The organism is Arthrobacter sp. BK1 (genome assembly GCF_056680055.1).
On sequence record NZ_CM155263.1, the window covers coordinates 112,277 to 133,430 of the forward strand.

Annotated in this window: 18 protein-coding genes and 1 pseudogene; 15 read left to right on the forward strand and 4 right to left on the reverse strand. The window is 65.8% G+C overall.

Annotation, left to right across the window (positions count from 1 at the left end; genetic code table 11):
* Position 1: 1 nt before the first annotated feature.
* From AC1MCA_RS00490 to uraH, 5 genes and pseudogenes are all read left to right on the forward strand, one after another.
* Positions 2-1,294 (forward strand): DUF6986 family protein, encoded by a 1,293-nt coding sequence (locus tag AC1MCA_RS00490; protein WP_479800406.1) that lies wholly within the window; start codon positions 2-4, stop codon positions 1,292-1,294.
* On the forward strand, positions 1,291-2,121 hold the full coding sequence (locus AC1MCA_RS00495) for a bifunctional allantoicase/(S)-ureidoglycine aminohydrolase (RefSeq protein ID WP_479800407.1): 831 nt from the start codon (positions 1,291-1,293) through the stop codon (positions 2,119-2,121). Before AC1MCA_RS00490 ends, AC1MCA_RS00495 begins: the two co-directional genes overlap by 4 nt.
* A pseudogene (gene allB, locus AC1MCA_RS00500) lies at positions 2,122-3,453 on the forward strand (allantoinase AllB); the annotation flags it as partial.
* A 3-nt stretch (positions 3,454-3,456) separates the two neighbouring features.
* Positions 3,457-3,954 (forward strand): 2-oxo-4-hydroxy-4-carboxy-5-ureidoimidazoline decarboxylase, encoded by a 498-nt coding sequence (uraD, locus tag AC1MCA_RS00505; protein WP_479803500.1) that lies wholly within the window; start codon positions 3,457-3,459, stop codon positions 3,952-3,954.
* A complete protein-coding gene (gene uraH / locus AC1MCA_RS00510; protein WP_479800409.1) occupies positions 3,951-4,289 on the forward strand; it encodes a hydroxyisourate hydrolase in 339 nt (112 codons plus the stop codon). The genes uraD and uraH overlap by 4 nt, the downstream gene beginning before the upstream one ends.
* Before the next feature lie 25 nt (positions 4,290-4,314).
* On the opposite strand, the gene AC1MCA_RS00515 is transcribed toward uraH, so the two are convergent.
* Positions 4,315-5,556 (reverse strand): NAD(P)/FAD-dependent oxidoreductase, encoded by a 1,242-nt coding sequence (locus AC1MCA_RS00515; protein ID WP_479800411.1) that lies wholly within the window; start codon positions 5,554-5,556, stop codon positions 4,315-4,317.
* Positions 5,557-5,646: 90 nt separating this feature from the next.
* On the opposite strand from AC1MCA_RS00515, the gene AC1MCA_RS00520 reads away from it, so the two are divergent.
* The 3 genes from AC1MCA_RS00520 to AC1MCA_RS00530 all read left to right on the forward strand — a co-directional run bounded on the left by AC1MCA_RS00520 (position 5,647) and on the right by AC1MCA_RS00530 (position 8,241).
* The gene (locus tag AC1MCA_RS00520; RefSeq protein ID WP_479800413.1) at positions 5,647-6,438 is read left to right on the forward strand and encodes a PIG-L deacetylase family protein; all 792 of its coding nucleotides are present in this window, start codon (positions 5,647-5,649) and stop codon (positions 6,436-6,438) included.
* Between the two features lie 136 nt (positions 6,439-6,574).
* Positions 6,575-7,795 (forward strand): formaldehyde dehydrogenase, glutathione-independent, encoded by a 1,221-nt coding sequence (gene fdhA, locus AC1MCA_RS00525; protein ID WP_479800414.1) that lies wholly within the window; start codon positions 6,575-6,577, stop codon positions 7,793-7,795.
* 29 nt (positions 7,796-7,824) lie between these two features.
* A complete protein-coding gene (locus AC1MCA_RS00530) occupies positions 7,825-8,241 on the forward strand; it encodes a GlcG/HbpS family heme-binding protein (RefSeq protein WP_479800416.1) in 417 nt (138 codons plus the stop codon).
* 42 nt (positions 8,242-8,283) lie between these two features.
* Here the strand turns inward: AC1MCA_RS00530 and AC1MCA_RS00535 are convergent, their stop codons facing one another.
* From AC1MCA_RS00535 to AC1MCA_RS00545, 3 genes are all read right to left on the reverse strand, one after another.
* Entirely contained in the window at positions 8,284-9,867 is a 1,584-nt protein-coding gene (locus AC1MCA_RS00535) for an esterase/lipase family protein (RefSeq protein WP_479800418.1), read from the reverse strand.
* A gap of 521 nt (positions 9,868-10,388) precedes the next feature.
* The gene (locus tag AC1MCA_RS00540) at positions 10,389-11,180 is read right to left on the reverse strand and encodes an AfsR/SARP family transcriptional regulator (protein WP_479800419.1); all 792 of its coding nucleotides are present in this window, start codon (positions 11,178-11,180) and stop codon (positions 10,389-10,391) included.
* A gap of 290 nt (positions 11,181-11,470) precedes the next feature.
* On the reverse strand, positions 11,471-13,123 hold the full coding sequence (locus AC1MCA_RS00545; protein WP_479800420.1) for a LuxR C-terminal-related transcriptional regulator: 1,653 nt from the start codon (positions 13,121-13,123) through the stop codon (positions 11,471-11,473).
* A gap of 157 nt (positions 13,124-13,280) precedes the next feature.
* Between AC1MCA_RS00545 and AC1MCA_RS00550 the strand changes: the two genes are divergently transcribed.
* From AC1MCA_RS00550 to AC1MCA_RS00580, 7 genes are all read left to right on the forward strand, one after another.
* A complete protein-coding gene (locus AC1MCA_RS00550) occupies positions 13,281-13,667 on the forward strand; it encodes a hypothetical protein (protein WP_479800421.1) in 387 nt (128 codons plus the stop codon).
* Between the two features lie 127 nt (positions 13,668-13,794).
* Positions 13,795-14,178, forward strand: a complete 384-nt coding sequence (locus AC1MCA_RS00555; protein WP_479800422.1) for a hypothetical protein — start codon at positions 13,795-13,797, stop codon at positions 14,176-14,178.
* Positions 14,171-16,210 carry a DUF8189 domain-containing protein gene (locus AC1MCA_RS00560; protein WP_479800423.1) on the forward strand — a complete coding sequence of 680 codons (2,040 nt, stop codon included), beginning with the start codon at positions 14,171-14,173 and terminating at the stop codon, positions 16,208-16,210. Before AC1MCA_RS00555 ends, AC1MCA_RS00560 begins: the two co-directional genes overlap by 8 nt.
* A gap of 218 nt (positions 16,211-16,428) precedes the next feature.
* A complete protein-coding gene (locus AC1MCA_RS00565) occupies positions 16,429-17,658 on the forward strand; it encodes a S8 family peptidase (protein ID WP_479800425.1) in 1,230 nt (409 codons plus the stop codon).
* 21 nt (positions 17,659-17,679) lie between these two features.
* The gene (locus AC1MCA_RS00570; RefSeq protein ID WP_479800427.1) at positions 17,680-18,897 is read left to right on the forward strand and encodes a trypsin-like serine peptidase; all 1,218 of its coding nucleotides are present in this window, start codon (positions 17,680-17,682) and stop codon (positions 18,895-18,897) included.
* Positions 18,884-20,017, forward strand: coding sequence for a hypothetical protein (locus AC1MCA_RS00575; protein WP_479800429.1), 1,134 nt, complete (start codon positions 18,884-18,886; stop codon positions 20,015-20,017). Before AC1MCA_RS00570 ends, AC1MCA_RS00575 begins: the two co-directional genes overlap by 14 nt.
* Positions 20,017-21,129 (forward strand): O-antigen ligase family protein, encoded by a 1,113-nt coding sequence (locus tag AC1MCA_RS00580; RefSeq protein ID WP_479800431.1) that lies wholly within the window; start codon positions 20,017-20,019, stop codon positions 21,127-21,129. Before AC1MCA_RS00575 ends, AC1MCA_RS00580 begins: the two co-directional genes overlap by 1 nt.
* Positions 21,130-21,154: the final 25 nt, after the last annotated feature.

The following is a 21,154-nucleotide window of genomic DNA, read 5'->3' on the forward strand; positions in this document are numbered from 1 at the left end:
CATGGCCGCCTCCCCCACGCCTTCCCTCACCGCGGCGGACACCGCCCACATCGAGTCACAGCTGGCGGCCACGGACCGGCTGCTGGACCGGAACTACCCGGGAGACGACGGCTCCCGACAGCCCGTCCACACCGTGTACGTCCCCGCCGACCGGTTCACGCTGTCGTTCGCCGCTGACTGGGGATCCGACGCGCTGGCCGCGGCGGCGGACCATGGCGGGCTGGAACGGTTGGGCATCCTCCTGGGCCAGGATGCCGGACTCGCCGAAGCCGTGGCGGCGCGGGTCCAGGCGAAGCTGGAAAGCGAACCGATCGAGGACCTTCGGCTCGACTTCGAGGACGGGTACGGGGACAGGGGCGACGACGCCGAGGATACTGCCGCAGGTGGCGCCGCAACCGCCGTGGCCACCGCCGTCGCGGCCGGCTCCGCGCCGCCGTTCATCGGGATCCGGTTCAAATGCTTCGAAGCCGCCACCAGGGCCCGCGGTCTGCGGACCCTGGATCTCTTCGTCTCCGGGCTGGCCTCCGCCGGCGAACTCCCTGCGGGACTGGTCCTGACCCTGCCCAAGGTCACCACGGTGGCGCAGGTGCAGGCCATGGACTACGCGGTGTCCCGGCTGGAGGAGATCCACGGCCTGCCGGCCGGGCGGCTGCGGTTCGAGGTCCAGGTGGAAACTCCGCAGCTGATCCTCGGCCCGGACGGCACCTCGCCGGTGGCGCAATTGCCCCATGCGGTCCCTGGGCGGATCAGCGGCCTGCATTACGGGACGTATGACTACTCCGCTGCCCTGCAGATCTCCGCGGAGTACCAGTCCATGGAGCACCCGGTGGCTGACTTCGCCAAGGAAGTCATGCAGCTCGCCGTCGCCGGAACGGGCATCCGGCTTTCGGACGGCTCCACCAACATCGTCCCGGTGGGCGGCAACGTGGAGAGCGCCTGGCAGCTGCATGGACGGCTGGTCCGGCGATCCCTGGAACGCGGCTACTACCAGGGCTGGGACCTGCACCCGGCCCAGCTGCCCAGCAGGTTTGCCGCCACCTACGCCTTTTACCGCCAGGGACTTCCCGCCGCAGCTGCCAGGCTCCGGAACTATGTCGAGCGGACACCAGGCGGTGTCATGGACGAGCCCGCCACCGCCCGTGCACTGGCAGGCTTCGTCCTGCGCGGGGTCCAGTGCGGAGCCGTTGGCGCCGAAGAGGTCCAGGCCCTGTCCGGCGTCGGGATTTCCCAGCTGACCGGCCTGGCGCACCCCCGGCTGGCCCTCTCCCCACACTCCCAAGGAGCAAATTCTTGAGCACCTACTTTTCCCCCGAAGGCGGCCTCCCGCCGCAGACCCAGCTCCTGACCGACCGCGCGGTGGTCAAGGAGGCCTACACGGTCATCCCCAAGGGTGTGCTGCGGGACATTGTCACCTCCAACCTCCCGGGCTGGGAGAAGACACGGTCATGGATCATCGCCCGTCCCATTGCCGGTTTCGCCACCACCTTCAGCCAGCTCATCGTGGAAGTAGCCCCGGGCGGCGGAAGCGAGGAGCCCGAGCCCGAGGCCGGCGTCGAAGGCGTCATCTTCCTCACCAAGGGCGAACTGGTCCTGACGCTCGACGGCGGCATCCACCGGCTCGAGGCCGGCGGCTACGCCTACCTCGCCGCAGGTGCGGACTGGAAAATCCGGAATCCTGCCCCCGCCGATGGCGAAGCAGCCTCCTTCCAATGGATCCGCAAGGCCTACGAACCACTGGAAGGCTTCACCGCAAAGTCGTTCGTGACCCGCGACCAGGACGTGGAGCCGCGTCCCATGCCCGGCACCAACGGCGCGTGGGCCACCACCCGCTTCGTGGACCCGGACGACCTCGCCCACGACATGCACGTCAACATCGTCACGTTCCAGCCCGGCGGCACCATCCCGTTCGCGGAAACCCACGTGATGGAGCACGGCCTGTTCGTCCTCGAAGGCAAGGCCGTCTACCGCCTGAACGATGACTGGGTGGAAGTGGAAGCCGGCGATTTCATGTGGCTCCGCGCCTTCTGCCCGCAGGCCTGCTACGCCGGCGGCCCCGGCCCCTTCCGGTACCTCCTGTACAAGGACGTCAACCGCCAGATCCGCCTCACCGGGCGGCACTGAATGCCGGAAGAACACTACGACGTGGTCATCCGGGGCCAGCAGATCCTCACCGGCGCCGGCATCGCACCCCATGAAGTGGGCGTGCTTGGCGGGAAGATCGCAGCGCTCGCGCCGCTCGGGGCCGGACTGGCCGGCACCGAAATGGTTGAGCTCGCGGACGGCGAGATCCTGATCCCGGGCCTGGTGGACACCCACGTCCACGTCAATGAGCCCGGCCGCACCGAGTGGGAAGGGTTCGCCTCCGCCACCCGGGCGGCGGCCGCCGGCGGCGTCACCACCATCATCGACATGCCGCTGAATTCCATCCCGCCCACCACCACCGTGGAAGGCCTCAAGCTCAAACGCGAAGCGGCCGGGGACCAGGCTTTCGTGGACGTCGGCTTCTGGGGCGGCGCCGTCCCGGGCAACAAAGGCGCCCTGCGACCGCTGCATGAGGAAGGCGTATTCGGCTTCAAATGCTTCCTCCTGCATTCGGGCGTGGACGAGTTCCCGGACCTGAGCGCAGACGAGCTGGAGGAGGACATGGCTGAGCTCAGGTCCTTCGACTCTCTCATGCTGGTCCACGCGGAGGATCCGCACGAGATCGAGAACGCGCCCCACCCCGGCGGCGGCAACTACTCCACGTTCCTGGCCTCCCGCCCACGCGGTGCCGAGAACACGGCCATCGCCGAGGTCATCGAACGGGCCCGGCACACCGGTGCCCGTGCGCACATCGTGCACCTCTCGTCGTCGGACGCGCTGCCCATGATCGCCGCAGCAAAGCGCGACGGCGTGAAGCTCACCGTGGAGACGTGCCCGCACTACCTGACCCTGACGGCCGAGGAAATCCCCGACGGCGCCACCGCCTTCAAGTGCTGCCCGCCCATCCGCGAAGCCGCCAACCGCGAGCTGCTTTGGCAAGGCCTGCAGGACGGGACCATCGACTGCATCGTCTCGGACCACTCCCCCAGCACCCCGGACCTCAAGGACCTGGAAAACGGCGACTTTGCGGTGGCCTGGGGCGGAGTGTCCTCGCTGCAGCTGGGCCTGTCCCTGATCTGGACGGAAGCCCGGCGCCGCGGAATTCCCCTGGAACAGGTGGTCTCCTGGATGGCTGAAAAGCCTGCCGCACTGGCCCGTGTGTCCAATAAGGGCCGGCTCGCCCTCGGTTTCGATGCGGACTTCGCCGTTTTCGCCCCGGACGACGAGTTCGTGGTGGACGTGGCCAAGCTCAAGCACAAGAACCCCATCACCCCCTACGACGGCAAGGCCCTCACCGGCTTGGTCCGGCGCACCTACCTTCGTGGGAGCGTGGTGGACGGCCTGACCCCCACCGGGAAACTGCTCCGCCGCGACGTGAGGCTGGCTGCTTTCAACACAGCGCCCACCGCCCAAGCCGAGGCCCTGCTGCGACCTTGCGTCGATGTCCAGCGCTGGGTGGAAGAGATAGTCAGCGCCCGCCCGTTCGCCTCCGGGCAGGACCTGCTGGACTTCGCCCGGCACGCCGCAGATCCATTCACCCCGGAGGAGGTCGAGGCCGCACTGGCCCACCACCCGCGCATCGGGGAGAGGCCCACGGGCCGCACCACCGAAGCGGTGATGTCCCGCTCGGAGCAGGCGGGGCTGGGCCCGGCGGACGCCAGACTGGCGGCGGCCCTCGCTGACGGGAACCGTGCCTATGAGGACAAGTTCGGCCGGGTGTTCCTGATCCGCGCAGCAGGGCGCACCGGCGGCGACATCCTCACCGTCCTCCGGGAAAGGCTGGCGCATACTCCGGAGCAGGAAGTACCCATCATCGCCGGGCAGCTCAGGGAAATCGCACTGCTGCGCCTTCAAGGAGTCATCAGCCCATGAGCACCTCACAGGTCACCACACATATCCTGGACACCGGCTCCGGGCGCCCCGCCGCGGGCGTCGCCGTCGGACTCTACCGGCGCGACGGCGGGAGGTGGACTGCCCTGGGCAACGGCACCACAGACGCCGACGGACGGGCGAAAAACCTCGGCCCCGAACAGCTGGAGCCGGGAACCTACCGCCTCAACTTCGGCACCGGCACCTACTACGAAAGCCTCGGGACACCCACCTTCTTCCCGGAAGTGGACCTCGTCTTCTCGGTGACAGGCGCCGAGCACTACCACGTGCCGTTGCTGCTCAGCCCGTTCGCCTACTCAACGTACCGGGGCAGCTGACCGGTAACCGGTCCGCGGGCGGCGGTCAATCGGGACGGCCCACCACCACCTGGGCGGGGCTGTGGGTGATGTAGCCGTTGAGCCAGGAAAACAATGCGCGGACCTTCTGCTGGAATCCGGACAGCAGGGCGAGGTGCACCAGCAGCCAGGCCACGAACGCCAGCGGCCCTTGGAGCTGGACGCGCTGGCGCCCGATTTCGGCGACCGCAGCGCCCCGGCCGATCATCCCCATGTAGCCCTTGTCCAAGTACTTGAATGGCTGGCGCACACCGCCGGTGAGGTCGGCGTAAATGTTCTTCGCCGCCCATTTCCCGGCTTGCTGTGCCACGGAGCCAAGCTGCGGAAGTTTGGCTCCCGTCGAGTCGGTGATGTTGGCCGCATCGCCCAGGACGTACACACCGTCGAATTCCGGCGCGGTCAGGTCCGGGTGCACATCGATCCGTCCGCCTTTGCCCTGCGGTATGCCGGAGTCTGTGATGATCTTGCCGGCCTTCAATCCGCCCGCCCAGACCACCACCCGGCCGGGAATGAATACCCCGTCGGCGAGCGTCACGCCGTCTGGCCGGACCTCCGTGACGCCGACTCCCAGGTGCAGCTGGACGCCGATCTTCTCGAGGCGTTCTTTGGTGTATTCCTGCGACTTGGCCGAAAAGGCATTCATCACGTTCGGGATCATGTCCACCAGGTGCACATGGCACCGGGCGGCAAGCCCTGGCGAGAAGTACTTGGACACCACATACTTGACGTTTTCCATCATGGCTCCGGCGGTCTCCACGCCCGTAGGGCCGCCGCCGATGACCACCACGTCCACGGAGCCGCCGGACTCCCGGTCGGCCTGGTCCAGGAGTTGGGTGAGCCTGGCGCCGAGCTTGGTGGCGTCGGTGACCGAGTACAAGGGGAAGGCAAGCTCTTCTGCGCCCGGGGTGTTGAAGAAGTTGGGCACGGCGCCGGCCGCTATGACGAGGACCTGCGCCTGGAACGTGTCGCCCTCCAAGGTAGTGACCGTGCGGTTGGCTGCATCCACTGCCGCCACTTCCGCGGTGAGCACCCTGACCGACCTGAGGCGGCGGAAAACCGACCGGATGGGCCGGGCAATGGCCGAGACACCGATCTGGGACGTCGCCACCTGGTACAGGAGGGGTTGGAACTGGTGATAGTTGTTGGCGTCGATCAGCAACACCCTGACGCCCTTGCGGCCAAGTTTCCTGGCAGCTGTCAGGCCGGCAAACCCGGCCCCGACCACGATGACCTGATACGTCTGCTCCATCCGAGCAACCTACTCCATCCGGCGCCGGTGCAACAGGGTGCCAAACCTTGGCCTTGTGATTCTGCTGCTGTTGGGTTTAGCGTCTGTTTTGTGAATGAGCCGCACTCACTGGCGGTTGTGGTGGCCCACCCCGATGACGATGCGTACGGGTGCGCGGGCTCGATTGCCCTGCACGAGGACGACCCCGGGTTCAGGTTCTGCCTGGTGCTCGCCACCGATGGCGGCGCCGGGCAGATCAGCAAAGGTGTCCCGACGACGCCCGAAGAGTTGGGTGCCTGGCGGCGCCGGGAGAGCGCCAGCGCGTGGCAGGCCCACGGCAGAGTCCCCGACCGTCACGAGTGGCTGGACTACGCCGACGGGAGGGTGCCGGAAGTCGACTTCGAGGAACTGGTCGGCAGGATCCTGGAGATCCTGCTCCAGGAGCGGCCCCAGGTGGTAGCCACCTTCGGGCCTGACGGAATCACCGGGCACCGGGACCACATCGCGGTGGGCAGGGCAACCGACGAAGCGTTCGCCCGGGCCAGGGAAACGCCGGGCCCGGGCTTGCGGCGGCTGGTGCACGGTGCCATGCGTGCCTCGACCTTTGACCGGTGGAACGTCAGCCGGCAACGCCAGGGACTGACGCCCTGGGACCCCACCCGCGAATACCACCTGCGTCCGGTCGCGGATGATCGGATTGACATCGAGGTGGACACGAGCGCGGTGGCGTCCCGGATCATCGCCGGTCTGCTGGAGCACAAGTCCCAGCGGGACGTCCTGATCGATCCGGGTGTGGACCCGCGCCGCTGGGCCAGGATCGTGTCCCGGGAATCGGCTGTCCTGGCGTGGCCGGGCCGGCCGGCTGGAAGTGCTTTGCTGACCGACCTCTTCGAAGGCCTTTGACCGGCCCGCACCGCTTTCGGCGGGGACCGGGGACTTTCGGATCTTGTCCAGGTGGCCGCACATGTTGTTCAATGTCGCCACCATACCCACACGGACTGTTGAGCCGGGCAGCAGCCACGGAAGAGAAGAGAGCCCGTTGTCTGGAAACAGAGCAGTTGCCTACAAGGGAACCGGCAAGGTCGAAGTCATTGACACCGAATATCCCACCTTTGAACTGAAGGACGGACCCGGGGTCAACCCGGCCAACGTCGGCCGGAAGATCCCGCACGGGGTAATCCTCCGCACCGTCACCACCAACATCTGCGGATCGGACCAGCACATGGTCCGGGGCCGGACCACAGCCCCCACCGATCTGGTCCTCGGCCACGAAATCACCGGCGAGGTGGTGGAGACCGGGCCGGACGTTGAGTTCATCAAGGTCGGTGACATTGTTTCGGTGCCGTTCAATATCTCCTGCGGCCGGTGCCGGAACTGCAAGAAGCGGAAGACCGGGATCTGCCTGAACGTGAACCCGGACCGGCCAGGCAGCGCCTACGGCTACGTGGACATGGGCGGCTGGGTGGGCGGACAGGCCGAATACGTCCTGGTCCCGTACGCAGACTGGAACCTGCTGAAGTTCCCGGACCGTGACCAGGCGCTGGAGAAGATCATGGACCTGACCATGCTCTCCGACATCTTCCCCACCGGATTCCACGGTGCCGTCACGGCCGGCGTTGGGGTGGGGTCCACCGTGTACGTCGCAGGTGCAGGCCCGGTAGGGCTGGCCGCCGCCGCAGGTGCTCAGCTGCTCGGCGCTGCGGTGGTGATCGTTGGGGACCTGAACGAGGAACGGCTCGGGCAGGCGCGCAGCTTCGGCTGCGAAACCATCAACGTCGCCAACGGAGACCCCGCGGACCAGATCGAACAGATACTGGGGGTCCGCGAAGTCGACGCCGGAGTTGATGCCGTGGGTTTCGAAGCCCGCGGCCACGGCCATGGCAGGGAAGCCGAAGAGGCGCCGGCCACGGTGCTGAACTCGCTGATGGAAATCACCGCGGCCGGTGGTGCTCTGGGGATCCCGGGGTTGTACGTCACCGGTGACCCTGGCGCCGTCGACGATGCAGCAAAGAAGGGTTCGCTGTCGCTGAGCCTCGGCACCGGCTGGGCCAAATCGCTTGCCTTCACCACGGGCCAGTGCCCCGTCATGAAATACAACCGGCAGCTGATGATGGCGATCCTCCACGACAGAGTCCAGATCGCCAAGGCCGTCAACGGCAAAGCGATAACCCTGGACGAGGCACCCCGCGGCTACGCCGAATTCGATGCCGGCGCAGCCACCAAATACGTCCTCAACCCCAACGGCTACGTCAGCGCTTAACAAATTCACCGAGAACAAGGAGCAAGACAATGACGTCACCCAACCTCGCCGAAGCCCGCACCATCATCTCCGCCGCTGAAAAGCGCGCCGAGGAAATCGGCCAGCCGATGAACATCGCCGTCGTGGATGCCGGCGGCAACCTCGTCTCCCACGTCCGTATGGACGGCGCCTGGATCGGCAGCATCGACATCTCGATCAACAAGGCCTTCACCTCACGAGCCTTTGATATCCAGACCAAAGACCTTGGCGACAACTCCCAACCGGGAAACCAGTTCTATGGAATCCATGCCAGCAACCACGGAAGAATCATGATATTCGCCGGCGGTATCCCCTTGACCCGTGATGGCAAAGTGGTCGGTGCCATCGGCGTCAGTGGAGGGTCAGGTGAACAGGACCAGACCGTAGCGGAGGCAGGCGCCAGCGCATTTGCCGGCGGGTCCGACTGACAGGCAACCCCTCCAACGCATCCTCCGGGGCTCATCTGCGGGTCAGAAGGTGAGCGTGCGCGGGGTTACCGTGAGCCGTATGCCCGCGTTCAGTCCAAGCAGGGCCCTGGACACTTCCGGGACGTCAATCCGTCCCTGCCAGTGTTCAGGCGTGCTGTCTGTGTCTTTCAGCTGATCATTATCGTCGGGGTCCCAGTCCCGCAGGGCGGTTGGAATGGTGCTGTTCCACGCGGCCCATGCCTTGGGCAGCGGCCGCTGCGCAGTGGGCGGTTCGATGTCAACGAGCAGGGTGTCCTGCCAGTCCTCGGTCTGTTCCATGTGGTCGTCAAAGAAGAAGTGGCCTTCCTTTTCGGTGATGGACATGAGCCGGAGTTTGAGGGCGTGGCGCAGCCGGGGTACTTCCCTGCCTCCCACGCGCGGACGGGGCGCTTTCGAGGAGAGGAAGGTCGTGAGCAGTGGAACGGGCGAGTCTATGGGGTCACCTTCTCGCCAGTGCTCTATCTGCACAGGGCAGAAGTGGGCGGCGCTTTGCTCATGGACCAGGACGGGCAGTCCGCGTATGGCCAGCCCGACGTCGAGCTGGAATTCGACCTCGGGCGGGGCGGCCTTGCCGACTGTGAAGCCCACCAGCTCCACTTCGATTTTGAGGTCCCCGAAGAGGAACCGCTGCAGGTTCTGGTAGCCCTCCTCCGAATTGACGATCCCGTAGCGCCCGCTGTGGCTGCGATGCACCACGGCCAGCGGAGCCCCCCGGACCGCGGCGTTATCGATCTGGACGAGGCCGTCGCTGCGGGCACCTACCGCTTTTGAGGACAGTCCGAACGCAACGTCGTAGTCCTCGGGATTGGAACCGACCAGGCAGAACAGTTCATCCACCGGAAACCCGTCATCCGGAATTTCGGCCGGGATGAAGTCGTCGCGGGTTCTTTTCCGCCTTAATTTTTCCGGTGTCAGGTAGTCGTACATCCGGTCAGGGCCGAAGATGTCGGCGCCCTGGATGCCGGTGGCGTCCCGGATGCGCTCAAGCAGCCCGAAGCCTATCGCGAAGCGGATTCCGCCGTGGGGGGTGGCATACGTGAATACCCGCGCCACAAACCGGTTCCCGGCGGCAGGGTCGATCTCCCCGTCCGCGCCGGCGAGGGCCTCCGGAATAATGCGTTGCAGGAGAGAGCGGCAGATCAGCCCTCCCATGGAGTGGGCAACAAGAAATACTTTGGGGGCACCTGTCTTTTCCAGGACAAGCCTGATGAGCTTGAAGAGGTCCCGCGCAGCGTCCTGGAACGAAAAACCCTCCGGCTCCTCAGAAAACGTGTCGGCCGATTCGTCATAGAAACGGTGGATCCACACCGACGCGGGGTTCACGGTGCCGGCGTCCACCCCATTCAGGTAAGCCCATTGGTCCCCGTGAACCGGCACCTCGTATTTATGGTCCGTGACCAGCCGGAGCATTGGAGATTCAAACTGGTGGAACTTCGCCCTCCCGTTACTGTCCGCGCGTACATGCACCGACCCCTGGCTGAAGCCATAAAACGGATCGTCCACTGCGCTGTTGATTGCGGAGCCATTGCCGGCAAAGCCCCGGACATAAATTACCGGGAGCCTGCCGTCGTCACCCGGAAAAACCATCTCGCAGCCCTCTTCCGAAACAGGCGCACTTTTCAGAACTGATGAAGTGCACGGTAATGGGAAAAGTCGACCACGGGCGCGTTACTGCAGCGTTACCGGCCTTGCGCGCCCCGCAGTTCGAAATGGCAACGTGGTGAATCTTGAGCCATTATTTCGGAAAGGTGCGATAATTCCTGATTCTCCTGCAACACAATCAAAAGCAGCCAGAAGAAGTGCACACCGTGAACCGGGCAGGCATCTCCCAGGCCGGCAGGCGACGATTAAGGTGCATTTACATCCGAACCTTCCAAACGGACCGAGGCACAGACCGGGAGCGGATTAACGCCATGACGAGAGACGACCACCCCGGGCCGGGCAGTGGGAATAAAGCCGATGACGGCGAGATCCCGCCGGTAGAGACGATGATCATCAGGAGATGGCAGGAGCCAGGTCACTCCCGGGGTTTCCGGGCGCGAATAACCTACGGGCAGACCCCTGGAACCGCCCGAAGCACCGTATCCACCGCTGACCCCTACGAGGTCCTAAGAGTGGTGCAGGAGTGGCTGGCCGGCCAGCCAGGAATTGCCGGCGGGAAGTAAGTTCTCCATCCTCGCGATGGCATGGTGATCGAGTGCCTCCGTGATGAGGTTTTTGAGGGACTCGGAAGGCACAAGCCCCATGTCTACATGGAGCTTTACCCGGTAACGCTCATAGGACCTCAAGGCAGCGGCCGGGTTGTTTTGCAGGATCTCCGCAGCAATGAGGAGCCGAACGGCGTTCTCATAAAGCGGCTCAATTTCCAGTGCTGCCTCGGCGGCTTCCCCCGCTACCTCATAAATACCCCGGGCAAGTGACTGCCGCGAAATGGCCGTGAAAGCGCGAAGCCGATCCTGCCGCAGCCTGCTCTGTTCAAACATCACCCAGTCCTCATACCAGCCCGGCAGCACCTCCGCATCCCGCAGTTCATGCAATGAGGAGCCAACTTCCCCGTCAAGTCCGGCGTGGTTCAGGGTGCGGATCCGGGCCCTGATCCGGTGCAGGTCCACATCAACCCGATCGTTCAGTGACAACATTGCCCCGGCATTTACGATCAAACCGGGCACCTGCCGTGAAATGAGGTGGACACTCACACGCAGACTTTCCAGCGCACGCGCATCAGGATATTCCGGCCACAACAGACCGACGAGATAGCTCCGAAGGTTTGGACCCCGGATGGCCAGCGCGGCGATAAGGCGTTGCTGACGTGTTGCAACATGGAGGACTGCGGTGTCCCGGCGCAGCCGCCACGACCCGAGCAAATCCAATTGCAATTCTCTACAGCCGTCGTCGCCCATAAGAATCTGATTCCGGTTCGGTCTGAAGTGTATTGATCAGATAGGAATGAGGATCCTCAACACGATGGATATTGTCAATAAGCACTTGGTCCCTATTTTCATCGCTGAGAGTTGGCTATCCGAAAGCGCCGGGTAACACCCCCCCTATTGTGTGTCGGCGAGGACTTCCAAACAGTATCTTCCCAATAGCGCGTGGGACCTCCGACTATTGACATTTCAGGACGGGGTGAACCCGAAACAGTGCGGACACTCAGCTTCGGGCAGTGGACATCCGTGTGCTCGACGCCGTCTCACGGGCCGATGCTGACGATCCCGCGGCCGATGGCACGAGCCGCCGCCTCCGTTCGGGAGCTCACGCCTAGCTTGTCGAGAATGTTGGCCACATGGCGGTGGACGGTCCGCTCGCTGATGAAGAGCTCACCCGCGATTGCCCGGTTCGTCAGGCCCTGCACGATCAACCTAAGCACCTCGATTTCGCGTGGCGAGAGGCCATGCTGGGAGGGGGCGCCGGCGGGCAGGAGCATGCCCTTGACCTCAAGGACATCTGGGCGGGCGCCGAGCAGCGTGAATCCGTTCCGAGCCGATTCCAGCTCCAAGCCGGCGGCCTCGTGGTCGCCCACGCCCCGGTACGCCGTGGCCAGGAGGACGGAACACCGCGCAATCTCGTAGGGGACATCCAAGAACCGCCACAGATCAGCTGACCGTCGGAGCTTGGGAAGCGCCTTCTGCCACTCACCATCGGCAAGGGCCAGCTCGCCCAGGGCCCGCGCATGGGCGGCGCGCACGCTGTCGGAGGCGAAATGCTCCGCGAGGCTGCCCATCTCGGCGGCAGCGGCCGCAGCTTCCCCCGCGGCACCCGCTGCGAGGAGGACGGTCACGGCCGCGGGAAGCAGATCCGCGCGGGCACCCGGCTCCGCGGCCTCGCCGAGCGCGCGCCGGATTCCCGCTGCCGCGGCCTGCAGGTCTTGGAGGCGGAGCCTGAGCAGGGCGAGTCCTGGCTGCGTAGGTCCCCCGGAAAACGCTGCCGCCCGGAAGGCTTCCTCGGCCGCTGGGAAGTCGCCGAGGAGGCGATGCGTTTCACCGAGTTCGTAGCGCGCATGGCCGAGCAGGCGTGTGCCTGCATTTTCGGCCAGGCTCTGGCATGCCTCCTGAAGCCCGGCGAGGGCCGCCGCCCAATGCCCCGCGAGCCGGAGGTGGACCGCCCGGTACGTCAGGCAGTTGCCGTAGAACGGTCCCCCGAACGGAGGAACGGTATCAAGCCAGGAGCCGAGGGCTGTGCTCCACTCGCGGACCCGTGAGAGGTCGCGGGCCTCCATCTGGCATGTGCCGATCGCCGCGCAGAAGAGCAGGCTCGTGGCCCTTGGTGTCGTCTCACCGGCAACAACGCGTAGCATCGCATCGTCGAGGCAGGCGAGTCCGTCCGCAAGGCGGCCCGACTTGACCAGTGCGCGGCCGGTGAGGAGCGTCGAGAACGCCAGCTGATCGGCGTCGTGCACGGCGGCAGCCCTTTCGCGGGCGCGCGCGAGGAGCGCCCCCGCCTCGTCATACGCTCCGGCGGCGATGCGGCCGTAAGCCATGGTGATGAGCAGCCAGCCGGGCTCTCCGCCCGCGTCGTCCGGACCGAGCTCCCGGGCCCGTGCCATCCAGCCGTTGGCCTGGGCGAACTCATTATTAAGGTGATGGGCCTCCCAGAGCCAGAACGCGGAGGCAAGGGCGGCGCGCACCTGGCCGTCAGCGGCCCGAACCTCGAAAGCACGCTCGAGCGCGGTGATCGCGTCGTCGGTAAGCCCTGCGATCTGGGCGCACTCGGCGTAGCGCTCCACATCGTCAATCTCGAGGGCCGGGAGCCCGCCGGCGGCGCGGAACTCGTCGCACGCCTGCCGCCAAGCGAACGCCGCCCGGAACGTCCGGGCCCGCGCCAGGTGACCTGCGTCGTCGGCCACGTCCACCTCCTGACCACCAGTATGCATCGGCGCGATGGGCATAACTACCCAGGGGCGGATGCCGAAGAAGGCCCGGTCTGCCGATGTCCGCGGGCTGCGCCGGAGGGATCCTGAAGGTGATCCACACAGCGTGGATCACCTGTTTCAGGAGGTCATCATGTCAGAGCCGTTTATTTACTTCAGCACGTACACGGTGCGCGAAGGACACCTTGATGAGGCCCTCGATGCATGCCGCGACGTCGCGCGGCTTGTGGAGAGCCGCGAGCCCCGGATGCTGGTGTTCCAATTCTTCGCCGACGAATCGGGCCGGCAGATCACCTGCCTTCAGGTCCATGCCGAATCAGAGTCCATGGCCAACCACATGTCTCTGATCAGCGAGCATCTGGCGCGGTCGGGGTCGTGGCTCGAGGCCTTCAGCAATGCGGTCGCCCTGGGCGAGGCCCCGGCAGTCATGACGCAGTGGTATCAGGAGGCCGGCGAGCAACTGGCCCGGTTCCCCCGGCACGTCGCGGGGGTCACCAGGCTGGGGACACCCGTCGGATGAGCTTGACGCCCGCCGCGGTGCAGTTCCGCCGCCGGGGTTAAGCAGGACAGCGCCTCGGCAGTAACGGTGCTGTAACGCACCGCTGATCCACTGGTACCTGTGTTCCCTCGTATATAAGGACGGTGTTATGGGACAACCGTGGAGTTCCCTCCGGGTGGCAGGTGTGGCACTGGATGTCCCGGAGCAGCTTGCACCCTCACATGAACGCGCCATCGAGGGCGGTGCTGCCGTCCTCGAGGGCGCCGGCATGCGCCTGACCGTGGACACGAGCCCCTTCGCCGACCCCCTCACCCGCTACGCGGACAAACCCGGCTACGAGCACTGGCAGGAAGCCGTGGGCAGTGACACGGCGGACTTCGTCTCGTTCGAGGAGGAGGGCATCTGCACCGTCGCCGCCACTTTCCCCGGCCGCGCCACCGCCGTCGTCCATCTAGCCGCCGGCGCCGAACGGGGCACCGCCCTGCAGATCCTGCGAAGCATCCGAACAGATCAAGGAGAGTCCAATGACTGATGAGCAGTACCCCGCGGCCCCTTACCTCGCCGCCGTCGAAAACACCGCCCCGGGGGAACGGAATCCGGGCTTCAGCAAGGTGCAAAGTTACCTCGAGCGATTTGGCTATCTGGGGGAATCAACTCACAGGGAACTGGGCGTCCTGGACGATCCCACCGAAGGGGCCCTCAAGAATTTCCAGGAGTTCTTCCATCTGCCCGTCACCGGTGTATTCGACGATGCCACCCGCGAAGCAATGATGCGGCCGCGCTGCGGGCTGCCGGACATGCTTGCCGGTGACATCGCCTTTGCCACACAGTGCGCGTGGGCGGACCGGACACTGACTTATGCCTTCGACACCGGCACCGACGACGTCGCGGGCACCGCCGAGTTCGACGCCATCAGGCGGGCCATCCAGAGCTGGCAGGCGTTGGGCGGACTGACCTTCACGGAGGTGGCACTCGGCTCCAGCCCGGACATCCGCATCGGGTGGCGGCCGGCAGCGGACCCGGACCATTCGATGGTTGGCGGGGTCCTGGCCCACGCCGATTTCCCTCCCGGGTGCAGTGTCATCACCAATACCCTGCCCAAGCCGGTCCACTTTGACGACAGCGAGCATGTCTGGAGCGTGGGTGCCGCTGCCAGCGCCTTCGATATCGAGACGGTGGCCCTGCACGAATTCGGCCATATCGTCGGGCTGGCGCACTCCAGCGTGGCGAACGCCGTGATGGCCCCCACCGTGGCGTCAAACTCCACCAAGCGCGTCCTTACCCAGGACGACATCGACGGATTCCGGTCGCTGTACCCGGCCGCCCCGCAGGCCTGGTCCGGCTGGAACTCCCTGGGCGGTGTCATCACCTCTGACGTATCTGCCGGCAACAACAAGGACGGCCGGCTGGAGGCATTTGCCCGGGGCACCGACGGCGCCGTATGGCACCGCTGGCAGACGGCACCCAACGGCAACTGGGCCGGCTGGCACTCCCTCGGCGGGGTCATCACCACCGACATCGCCGTGGCCAGCAACCAGGACGGCCGCCTGGAAATCTTTGCCCGGGGCACTGACAACGCTCTCTGGAACAAGTGGCAAACAGCACCGAACGGCACCTGGTCCGGCTGGAACTCCCTGGGCGGGGTCATCACCGGACCGCCCGCTGCCGGGCGCAACGCCGATGGCAGACTCGAGGTTTTCGCCCGCGGGACGGACGGCGCCGTCTGGCACCGCTGGCAGACCGCACCGAACGGCACCTGGGCCGGCTGGCATTCCCTGGGCGGCGTGATCACCTCGGAGATCACGGTGGGCAAGAACAAGGACGGCCGCCTGGAGGTTTTCGCCCGCGGCACGGACAACGCCCTCTGGAACAAGTGGCAAACAGCACCCAATGGCACCTGGTCCGGCTGGAACTCACTGGGCGGCCTCCTCACCTCCAACATCACCATCGGCAGCAACGCCGATGGCCGTCTCGAGGCCTTCGTGCGTGGCACCGACAATGCCCTGTGGCACAAGTGGCAAACGACACCAAACGGCACCTGGTCCGGCTGGCACTCCCTGGGCGGCCTCCTCACCTCCGACATCGCCGTCGGCAAGAACGCGAGCGGCAGGCTTGAAGCCTTTGTCCGGGGCACCGACAACGCCCTGTGGCACATGTGGCAGACGGCGCCGAACAGCGGATGGTCCGGCTGGCACTCCCTGGGCGGCCTCCTCACCTCCAACATCACCATCGGCAGCAACGCCGATGGCCGCCTGGAGGTCTTCGTCCGGGGCACCGACAACGCCCTGTGGCACAGGTGGCAGAACATGCCGTTCCTGACAGAGGAGTCAACCGGGGCTTCGGGTGCAGCGGCCATGGGCGGGGAGGCGGACATATCCTCCGAGGGCGGCGCCCCCGGAACGGTCGACATGCCGGCTGGCGCCATGGGCGGGAGCGTGACGGCAAACGGCCAACAACGCCCGGCAGAGCCTGCCATGCCTTCTGGGACAATGGACGGCTCCACGAAGGCCGGGGAATCGGCTTCCGAGAAAATGCCCGCCGGGGGCATGAACGCAACAGTCTGACCAGACACAAGGCAGCACGTACGACGGCGGGCCCGCACCGCCGTCGTACGCTTCTGGTCAAGAATTCCTCGTCGACGGTAACGCCGACGTAACGCTTCCTGATGTAGATCTAGCACCATGTCGATGCGTCCGTCGGCAGAATTTTGATGCCCGTCGAACCTGCAGTCCACGCGCCACAGGTGTTTATCACAGCCGGGTAGAGGCCAAAGGAGCCCGAAATGTCTGAACGACTCAACCAGAACATCGTCATTCTGCGTGCCCCTGCGCCGCGCGCAACCCGCGACCCGTTCGACGGTCCGAACGCCCCCGGGCTCGAATCGGCCGTCCAGGGCGTCGCTGAACGCGCAGTGGGGATGACCGTGGAGAGGGACGAGAACCCCTCAAGCTCAACGATCAACGCGCTGCGGAACGATCCCACGGTCCTCAGCTTCGCGCCTACGATGCCAATGAAACTCATCGAACCCCTCGAGGCGGATGCGGCACCCGCCGCCGCTCCCGTGACGTGGGGCGTCAAGGCCGTAGGCGCAGACACCTCGCCTTTCACGGGCGCTGGAGTGACCGTCTCGGTCCTGGACACCGGCATCGACGCCGATCATCCGGCCTTCGCCGGCGTCGACCTGGTCACGAAGGACTTCACAGGTGCCGGCAGCGCCGAGGACGACAACGGCCACGGAACCCACTGCGCGGGCACGATTTTTGGCCGCGACCTGGGAGGCCAGCGGATCGGCGTCGCCCGCGGCGTCCAGAAAGCCCTGATCGGCAAGGTCCTTGGAGGCCCGAACGGCGGGGGCAGCGACACACTTGCCTCGGCAATGCTGTGGGCAGCAGACAACGGCGCCCACGTCATCTCCATGTCGCTGGGCATGGACTTCCCCGGCTGGGTGGACGAACTGGTCAGGGTGAACGGTCTGTCAATCCCGGCCGCCACCTCGATCGCCCTCGAAGGCTACCGCGCCAACGTCCGGCTGTTCGAACAGTTGGCCAACCTCCTCAACGCCCGCGCCTCAGTAGCCCAGACCACCATCGTCGTCGCGGCCGCCGGCAACGAAAGCGAACGCACCGGCAATCCCGCCTACGAGATCAATGTTGCCCCGCCGGCCGCGGCGTTTGGGGTCACTTCCGTGGCGGCCTTGGCCGACGGCGCCAGCGGACTCACCGTGGCACCCTTCTCCAACACGATGGCAACCGTCGCCGGTCCCGGCGTCGGGGTTTTCAGCGCCTGGCTCAACGGCGGCACCAAAACCATCAGCGGCACCAGCATGGCAACGCCACACGTCGCCGGCGTGACGGCGCTCTGGGCCGAACGGCTTCTTGCGCAGGGACCGCTGAGCCCGGTACTCCTCCAGGCCAAATTGATCGGATCAGGAACATTCAAGCCCCTCAAATCCGGAACGGACCCAGTGGACGTGGGCGCGGGCCTGGTTCAGGCACCGACGAATAACAACTGAACTCTTTCGAAGAACAGGCAAATGAAGATACCGGACGAGGTACTCACCGCAACCCAGGCGCGGTTCCAGGAGCGGCGCGGTCCACGGGCGGACACGGAAGAGAAGATTGCCGAGGCGCAGACCCCGGAAGGAAGCATCCTTAACGTAGATGCACCGGAACGGGTGGCGCTGCGATCCCGGAGGGTCCTGCGTCAGCCCGTGGTCATGGACGCGCTCAGGGCAGCCGCCGACACCTCCCCGGCAGCGGAGGGCCGGGTGCAGGACGTTCATGTGCTGGAGCGGATCATTGGCGGAAACAACCTGCTCGGCATCGCGTTCCTGGAACTGGGTTCAACGGTCTCGCGCAGCGTGGGCCGGATCATCGTCCGCGACCGCTTCCAGATCCGCGGCTTCGGCACTGGGTTCATGATCTCGCCGCGCTTGGCCCTGACGAACAACCATGTGCTGCCCGACGCCCCGTCCGCCCGATTCTCCCGGCTGGAATTCAACTTCCAGAACGGTCTCAGCGGACTTCCATTGACCGCATCGCAGTTCGACCTGGAACCGGATACCTTCTTCCGGACCGACGCCGGCCTGGATGTCACCATCGTCGCGGTCGCTGCGCAGTCCCGGCCCGACGGAACCACAGCCTCCGTGCCTTTGGCCGGCTTTGGCTTCAACCGCACCACCAAGGACCAGGGAAAGATCTTGCTGGGCGAGTCAATCAACATCATCCAGCACCCGGAGGGCCAGGAGAAACAGCTCGCGCTGCAGCAGAACGAACTCATCGACCGCTTCGACCAATTCCTGCACTACCACACCGACACGTCGCCGGGCTCCTCCGGTTCACCGCTCTTCAACAACCAATGGGAGATCCTCGGCCTTCACCACTCGGGCGTGCCTGCCCGCAACGAGGCAGGCGAAATCCTGACCGTGGACGGCACGGTGTGGGACAAGACCCAGGATGAACTCAAGATCCAGTGGATAGCCAACGAAGGCATCCGCATCAGCAGCATCCTGACCTGGCTTGGCCAAGCCGCCGACGGCCTCAACGCCCAGGAAAGGATCCTGCTCGAGGAGGCCCTGAATCCACCGTCCCTTCCGGCCGGGCCTCAACAGCCGGCTGAGGAGCAGCAGCAGTCACGGCTTGCGGCACAACCCGTCCCGCAACTTCCCGCGACGACAGACGGCGCCGTCGCATTCACCATTCCCCTGCACATCACCCTTCGGGTCGGCGAGATACGGCATGACACTGGTTAGTGGCCCGGTACGGGCGGGCCTTGCCGCATCAGGCCCTCGTCACGCGGGGGTCCGTGCGGCGCTGGTCGTCGTGGCCGTGACGATTCTGGCGCTGGCGTGGCCCCTCGGGGCGCCCCTCTATGCGCAGGTCTACCCGGGGCCGGACGCCGGCACTGTCAATGAGGCAATCACCAACGCCGGGCTCGATGCCGGGTTTGATTCCGAGCCGCTCACACAATTTGAGACCACCACCTTCAGGGCGACCGTCATCTACGGCACGTCCTCACCCGGGCTGCCGACAGTAAAGGTTGCGTGGAGCAATGAGGCCCAGCTTGCGGCAGAAGCTGAGGACACGTTCAACATCGTGCCGACGTCCGCGTCCCGTCAGTTCCTCGACGCCGGAACCCGCCGTCCCGGCGGGGGTTATGAGCTCACCTGGACCTGGAATGTGACGCCCGTCGTCTCCGGCCAGCAGACGCTCTTACTGAGGATTCTTCCCATTGTTGTCGTCGAAGGCGAAGTGGTTCCCGGCCTTATCGACGTCAACAAGCCGATCGCCGTGACGGTTGACGTCCACCCTGTCCAGCGCGACTTCGACGATGCCTTGAAGGCCGCCGCCGAAATGAATATCAGCCTGCCCACCGAGATGATTGTTGGTGAAAAGTACGACGTCAGTGCATCGATGTCGCTGGCAGCCGGTCACGCCGACACAGTGAGCGCCGACATCGATGTGAACCCGGACGCAGACTCCGCTGCAGTCACGATCCTCGAGGCGTCGGCAGCACCCTCAGCCGCAGGAGCAGCGCTGGCCGTATCCAGTGAGGAAAGCATCGTCCGACGCTGGACCGTGATCTCCGACGAGCCGGGGCAGGTTTCCCTCATCTTCACGGCCACAATTGAAGGCCATGCTGCGGCACAGGACCTGGCCGGGAAAGTCCCGAAAAAAGCATCAGCGCGGGCCACCGAACGAGGCCCGGCGCCATGGGATATCTTCGCGCAAGCGGTGCAATATGTCGCACCGATCGTGGCTCTGGCGATCGGCATCCTCGCACTGTCGGCGGCATGGAAGAAGCGGAAGGCGAAGGCAGAGGACTTGGACGACCAGCAGGCCGCCGAGGGTTCGGGCGACCCGGCGTCGTGATGGCTTACCTGCTGCTGGCTGCGTTCGCATGGACTGTTGCCTCGAGGGGTGGGACCGGCGCGCGTGACGTGGCTGTCGTGGTGGGGCTGCTCGTCGTTGCGGTGATCGCGGGCCGGGCATGGCCACGACGGGACGTTGTCCTGTGGGTGGCATTCGCAGCGCTCGTGTGCTGGCTGCTGACAATCGGCCTGCTCCGTGGACTTACCCTCGAGACCGTTCGAGTGCCGCTGCTCGTCCTGATCGCTGCCCTCACAGCCCTCGCGGTGGGCCATATGAGCATCCTGAACCGGGACGCACTGGTGACCGGACTGATCGTCGTGGGATGCCTCCAGTCCATGATCGCTCTCGTGGAGCTGATGGTGACAGTCCCGATCGAGCTGCCGGCACCGCCACGCGCCGGCGCACTGCTCGGCTCCCCCAACGGCCTTGGCATACTGCTCGTCGGAACCTCCGTCCTCACCGCCCGCGAGGTCGATCGCCGCGGTGGCTGGCTGCCCGCGGCGGCGCTGCTCCTGCAGGGCTGTGCAATCCTGGCAACCGGCAGTCGCACCGCCATCGTGATTGCGTCGGCCCTTCTCGTCGGATACGTCGCGACCCACGCGGGCTGGAGACGAGGGCTGCTCGCAGCGGCAGGCTTCTGCGCCGCCGTGACCGTCGTGACCTGGCGGACTGCTTCCGAGCGGGAACCGGAAAGGCCCCGCATCTGGCAGGAAGCCCTGCAGCGCATCGCCGCCCAACCGCTGCTGGGCGAGGGCCCGGCCCCGGCAGCCTTCACCCCCGCCTTCCCCGGCGCCCGGATCACTACACATGCCCACAACGAGTTCCTGCAGTGGGGCGTCGAGTACGGGCTTGTCGGCATCGTGCTCGCCCTCGTCGTGGTGGTCCTTGCCCTCCGGGCAGTCCGCCGACCCTCCCGGGCCGACCGCTGGTTCCAGTTCGCTGCGCTCGCCCTCCTGATGTCCAGCCTCACCGACTTCACACTTCGGATCACAGCGCTCACGCTGGCCGCTGCCGCCCTGAGCGCACTGGCCGTGACGGAACCCAGGACCGCCGGGATAATCCCAACGCGGCCCCGTGAACCCGGGCGGGCACCATCAGCATCCTCCGGATGAGCCTGGTTGAACCAATCCCGCCGTC

What these genes read in the sequence shown, in the direction of transcription:
- AC1MCA_RS00565 (WP_479800425.1), top strand. Translation starts at nt 16,429, where the DNA reads ATGTCTGAACGACTCAACCAGAACATCGTCATTCTGCGTGCCCCTGCG.
- AC1MCA_RS00515 (WP_479800411.1), bottom strand. Translation starts at nt 5,556, where the DNA reads ATGGAGCAGACGTATCAGGTCATCGTGGTCGGGGCCGGGTTTGCCGGC.
- uraH (WP_479800409.1), top strand. Translation starts at nt 3,951, where the DNA reads ATGAGCACCTCACAGGTCACCACACATATCCTGGACACCGGCTCCGGG.
- AC1MCA_RS00580 (WP_479800431.1), top strand. Translation starts at nt 20,017, where the DNA reads ATGGCTTACCTGCTGCTGGCTGCGTTCGCATGGACTGTTGCCTCGAGG.
- AC1MCA_RS00530 (WP_479800416.1), top strand. Translation starts at nt 7,825, where the DNA reads ATGACGTCACCCAACCTCGCCGAAGCCCGCACCATCATCTCCGCCGCT.
- AC1MCA_RS00540 (WP_479800419.1), bottom strand. Translation starts at nt 11,180, where the DNA reads ATGGGCGACGACGGCTGTAGAGAATTGCAATTGGATTTGCTCGGGTCG.
- AC1MCA_RS00535 (WP_479800418.1), bottom strand. Translation starts at nt 9,867, where the DNA reads ATGGTTTTTCCGGGTGACGACGGCAGGCTCCCGGTAATTTATGTCCGG.
- AC1MCA_RS00560 (WP_479800423.1), top strand. Translation starts at nt 14,171, where the DNA reads ATGACTGATGAGCAGTACCCCGCGGCCCCTTACCTCGCCGCCGTCGAA.
- AC1MCA_RS00570 (WP_479800427.1), top strand. Translation starts at nt 17,680, where the DNA reads ATGAAGATACCGGACGAGGTACTCACCGCAACCCAGGCGCGGTTCCAG.
- AC1MCA_RS00550 (WP_479800421.1), top strand. Translation starts at nt 13,281, where the DNA reads ATGTCAGAGCCGTTTATTTACTTCAGCACGTACACGGTGCGCGAAGGA.
- AC1MCA_RS00575 (WP_479800429.1), top strand. Translation starts at nt 18,884, where the DNA reads ATGACACTGGTTAGTGGCCCGGTACGGGCGGGCCTTGCCGCATCAGGC.
- AC1MCA_RS00555 (WP_479800422.1), top strand. Translation starts at nt 13,795, where the DNA reads ATGGGACAACCGTGGAGTTCCCTCCGGGTGGCAGGTGTGGCACTGGAT.
- AC1MCA_RS00490 (WP_479800406.1), top strand. Translation starts at nt 2, where the DNA reads ATGGCCGCCTCCCCCACGCCTTCCCTCACCGCGGCGGACACCGCCCAC.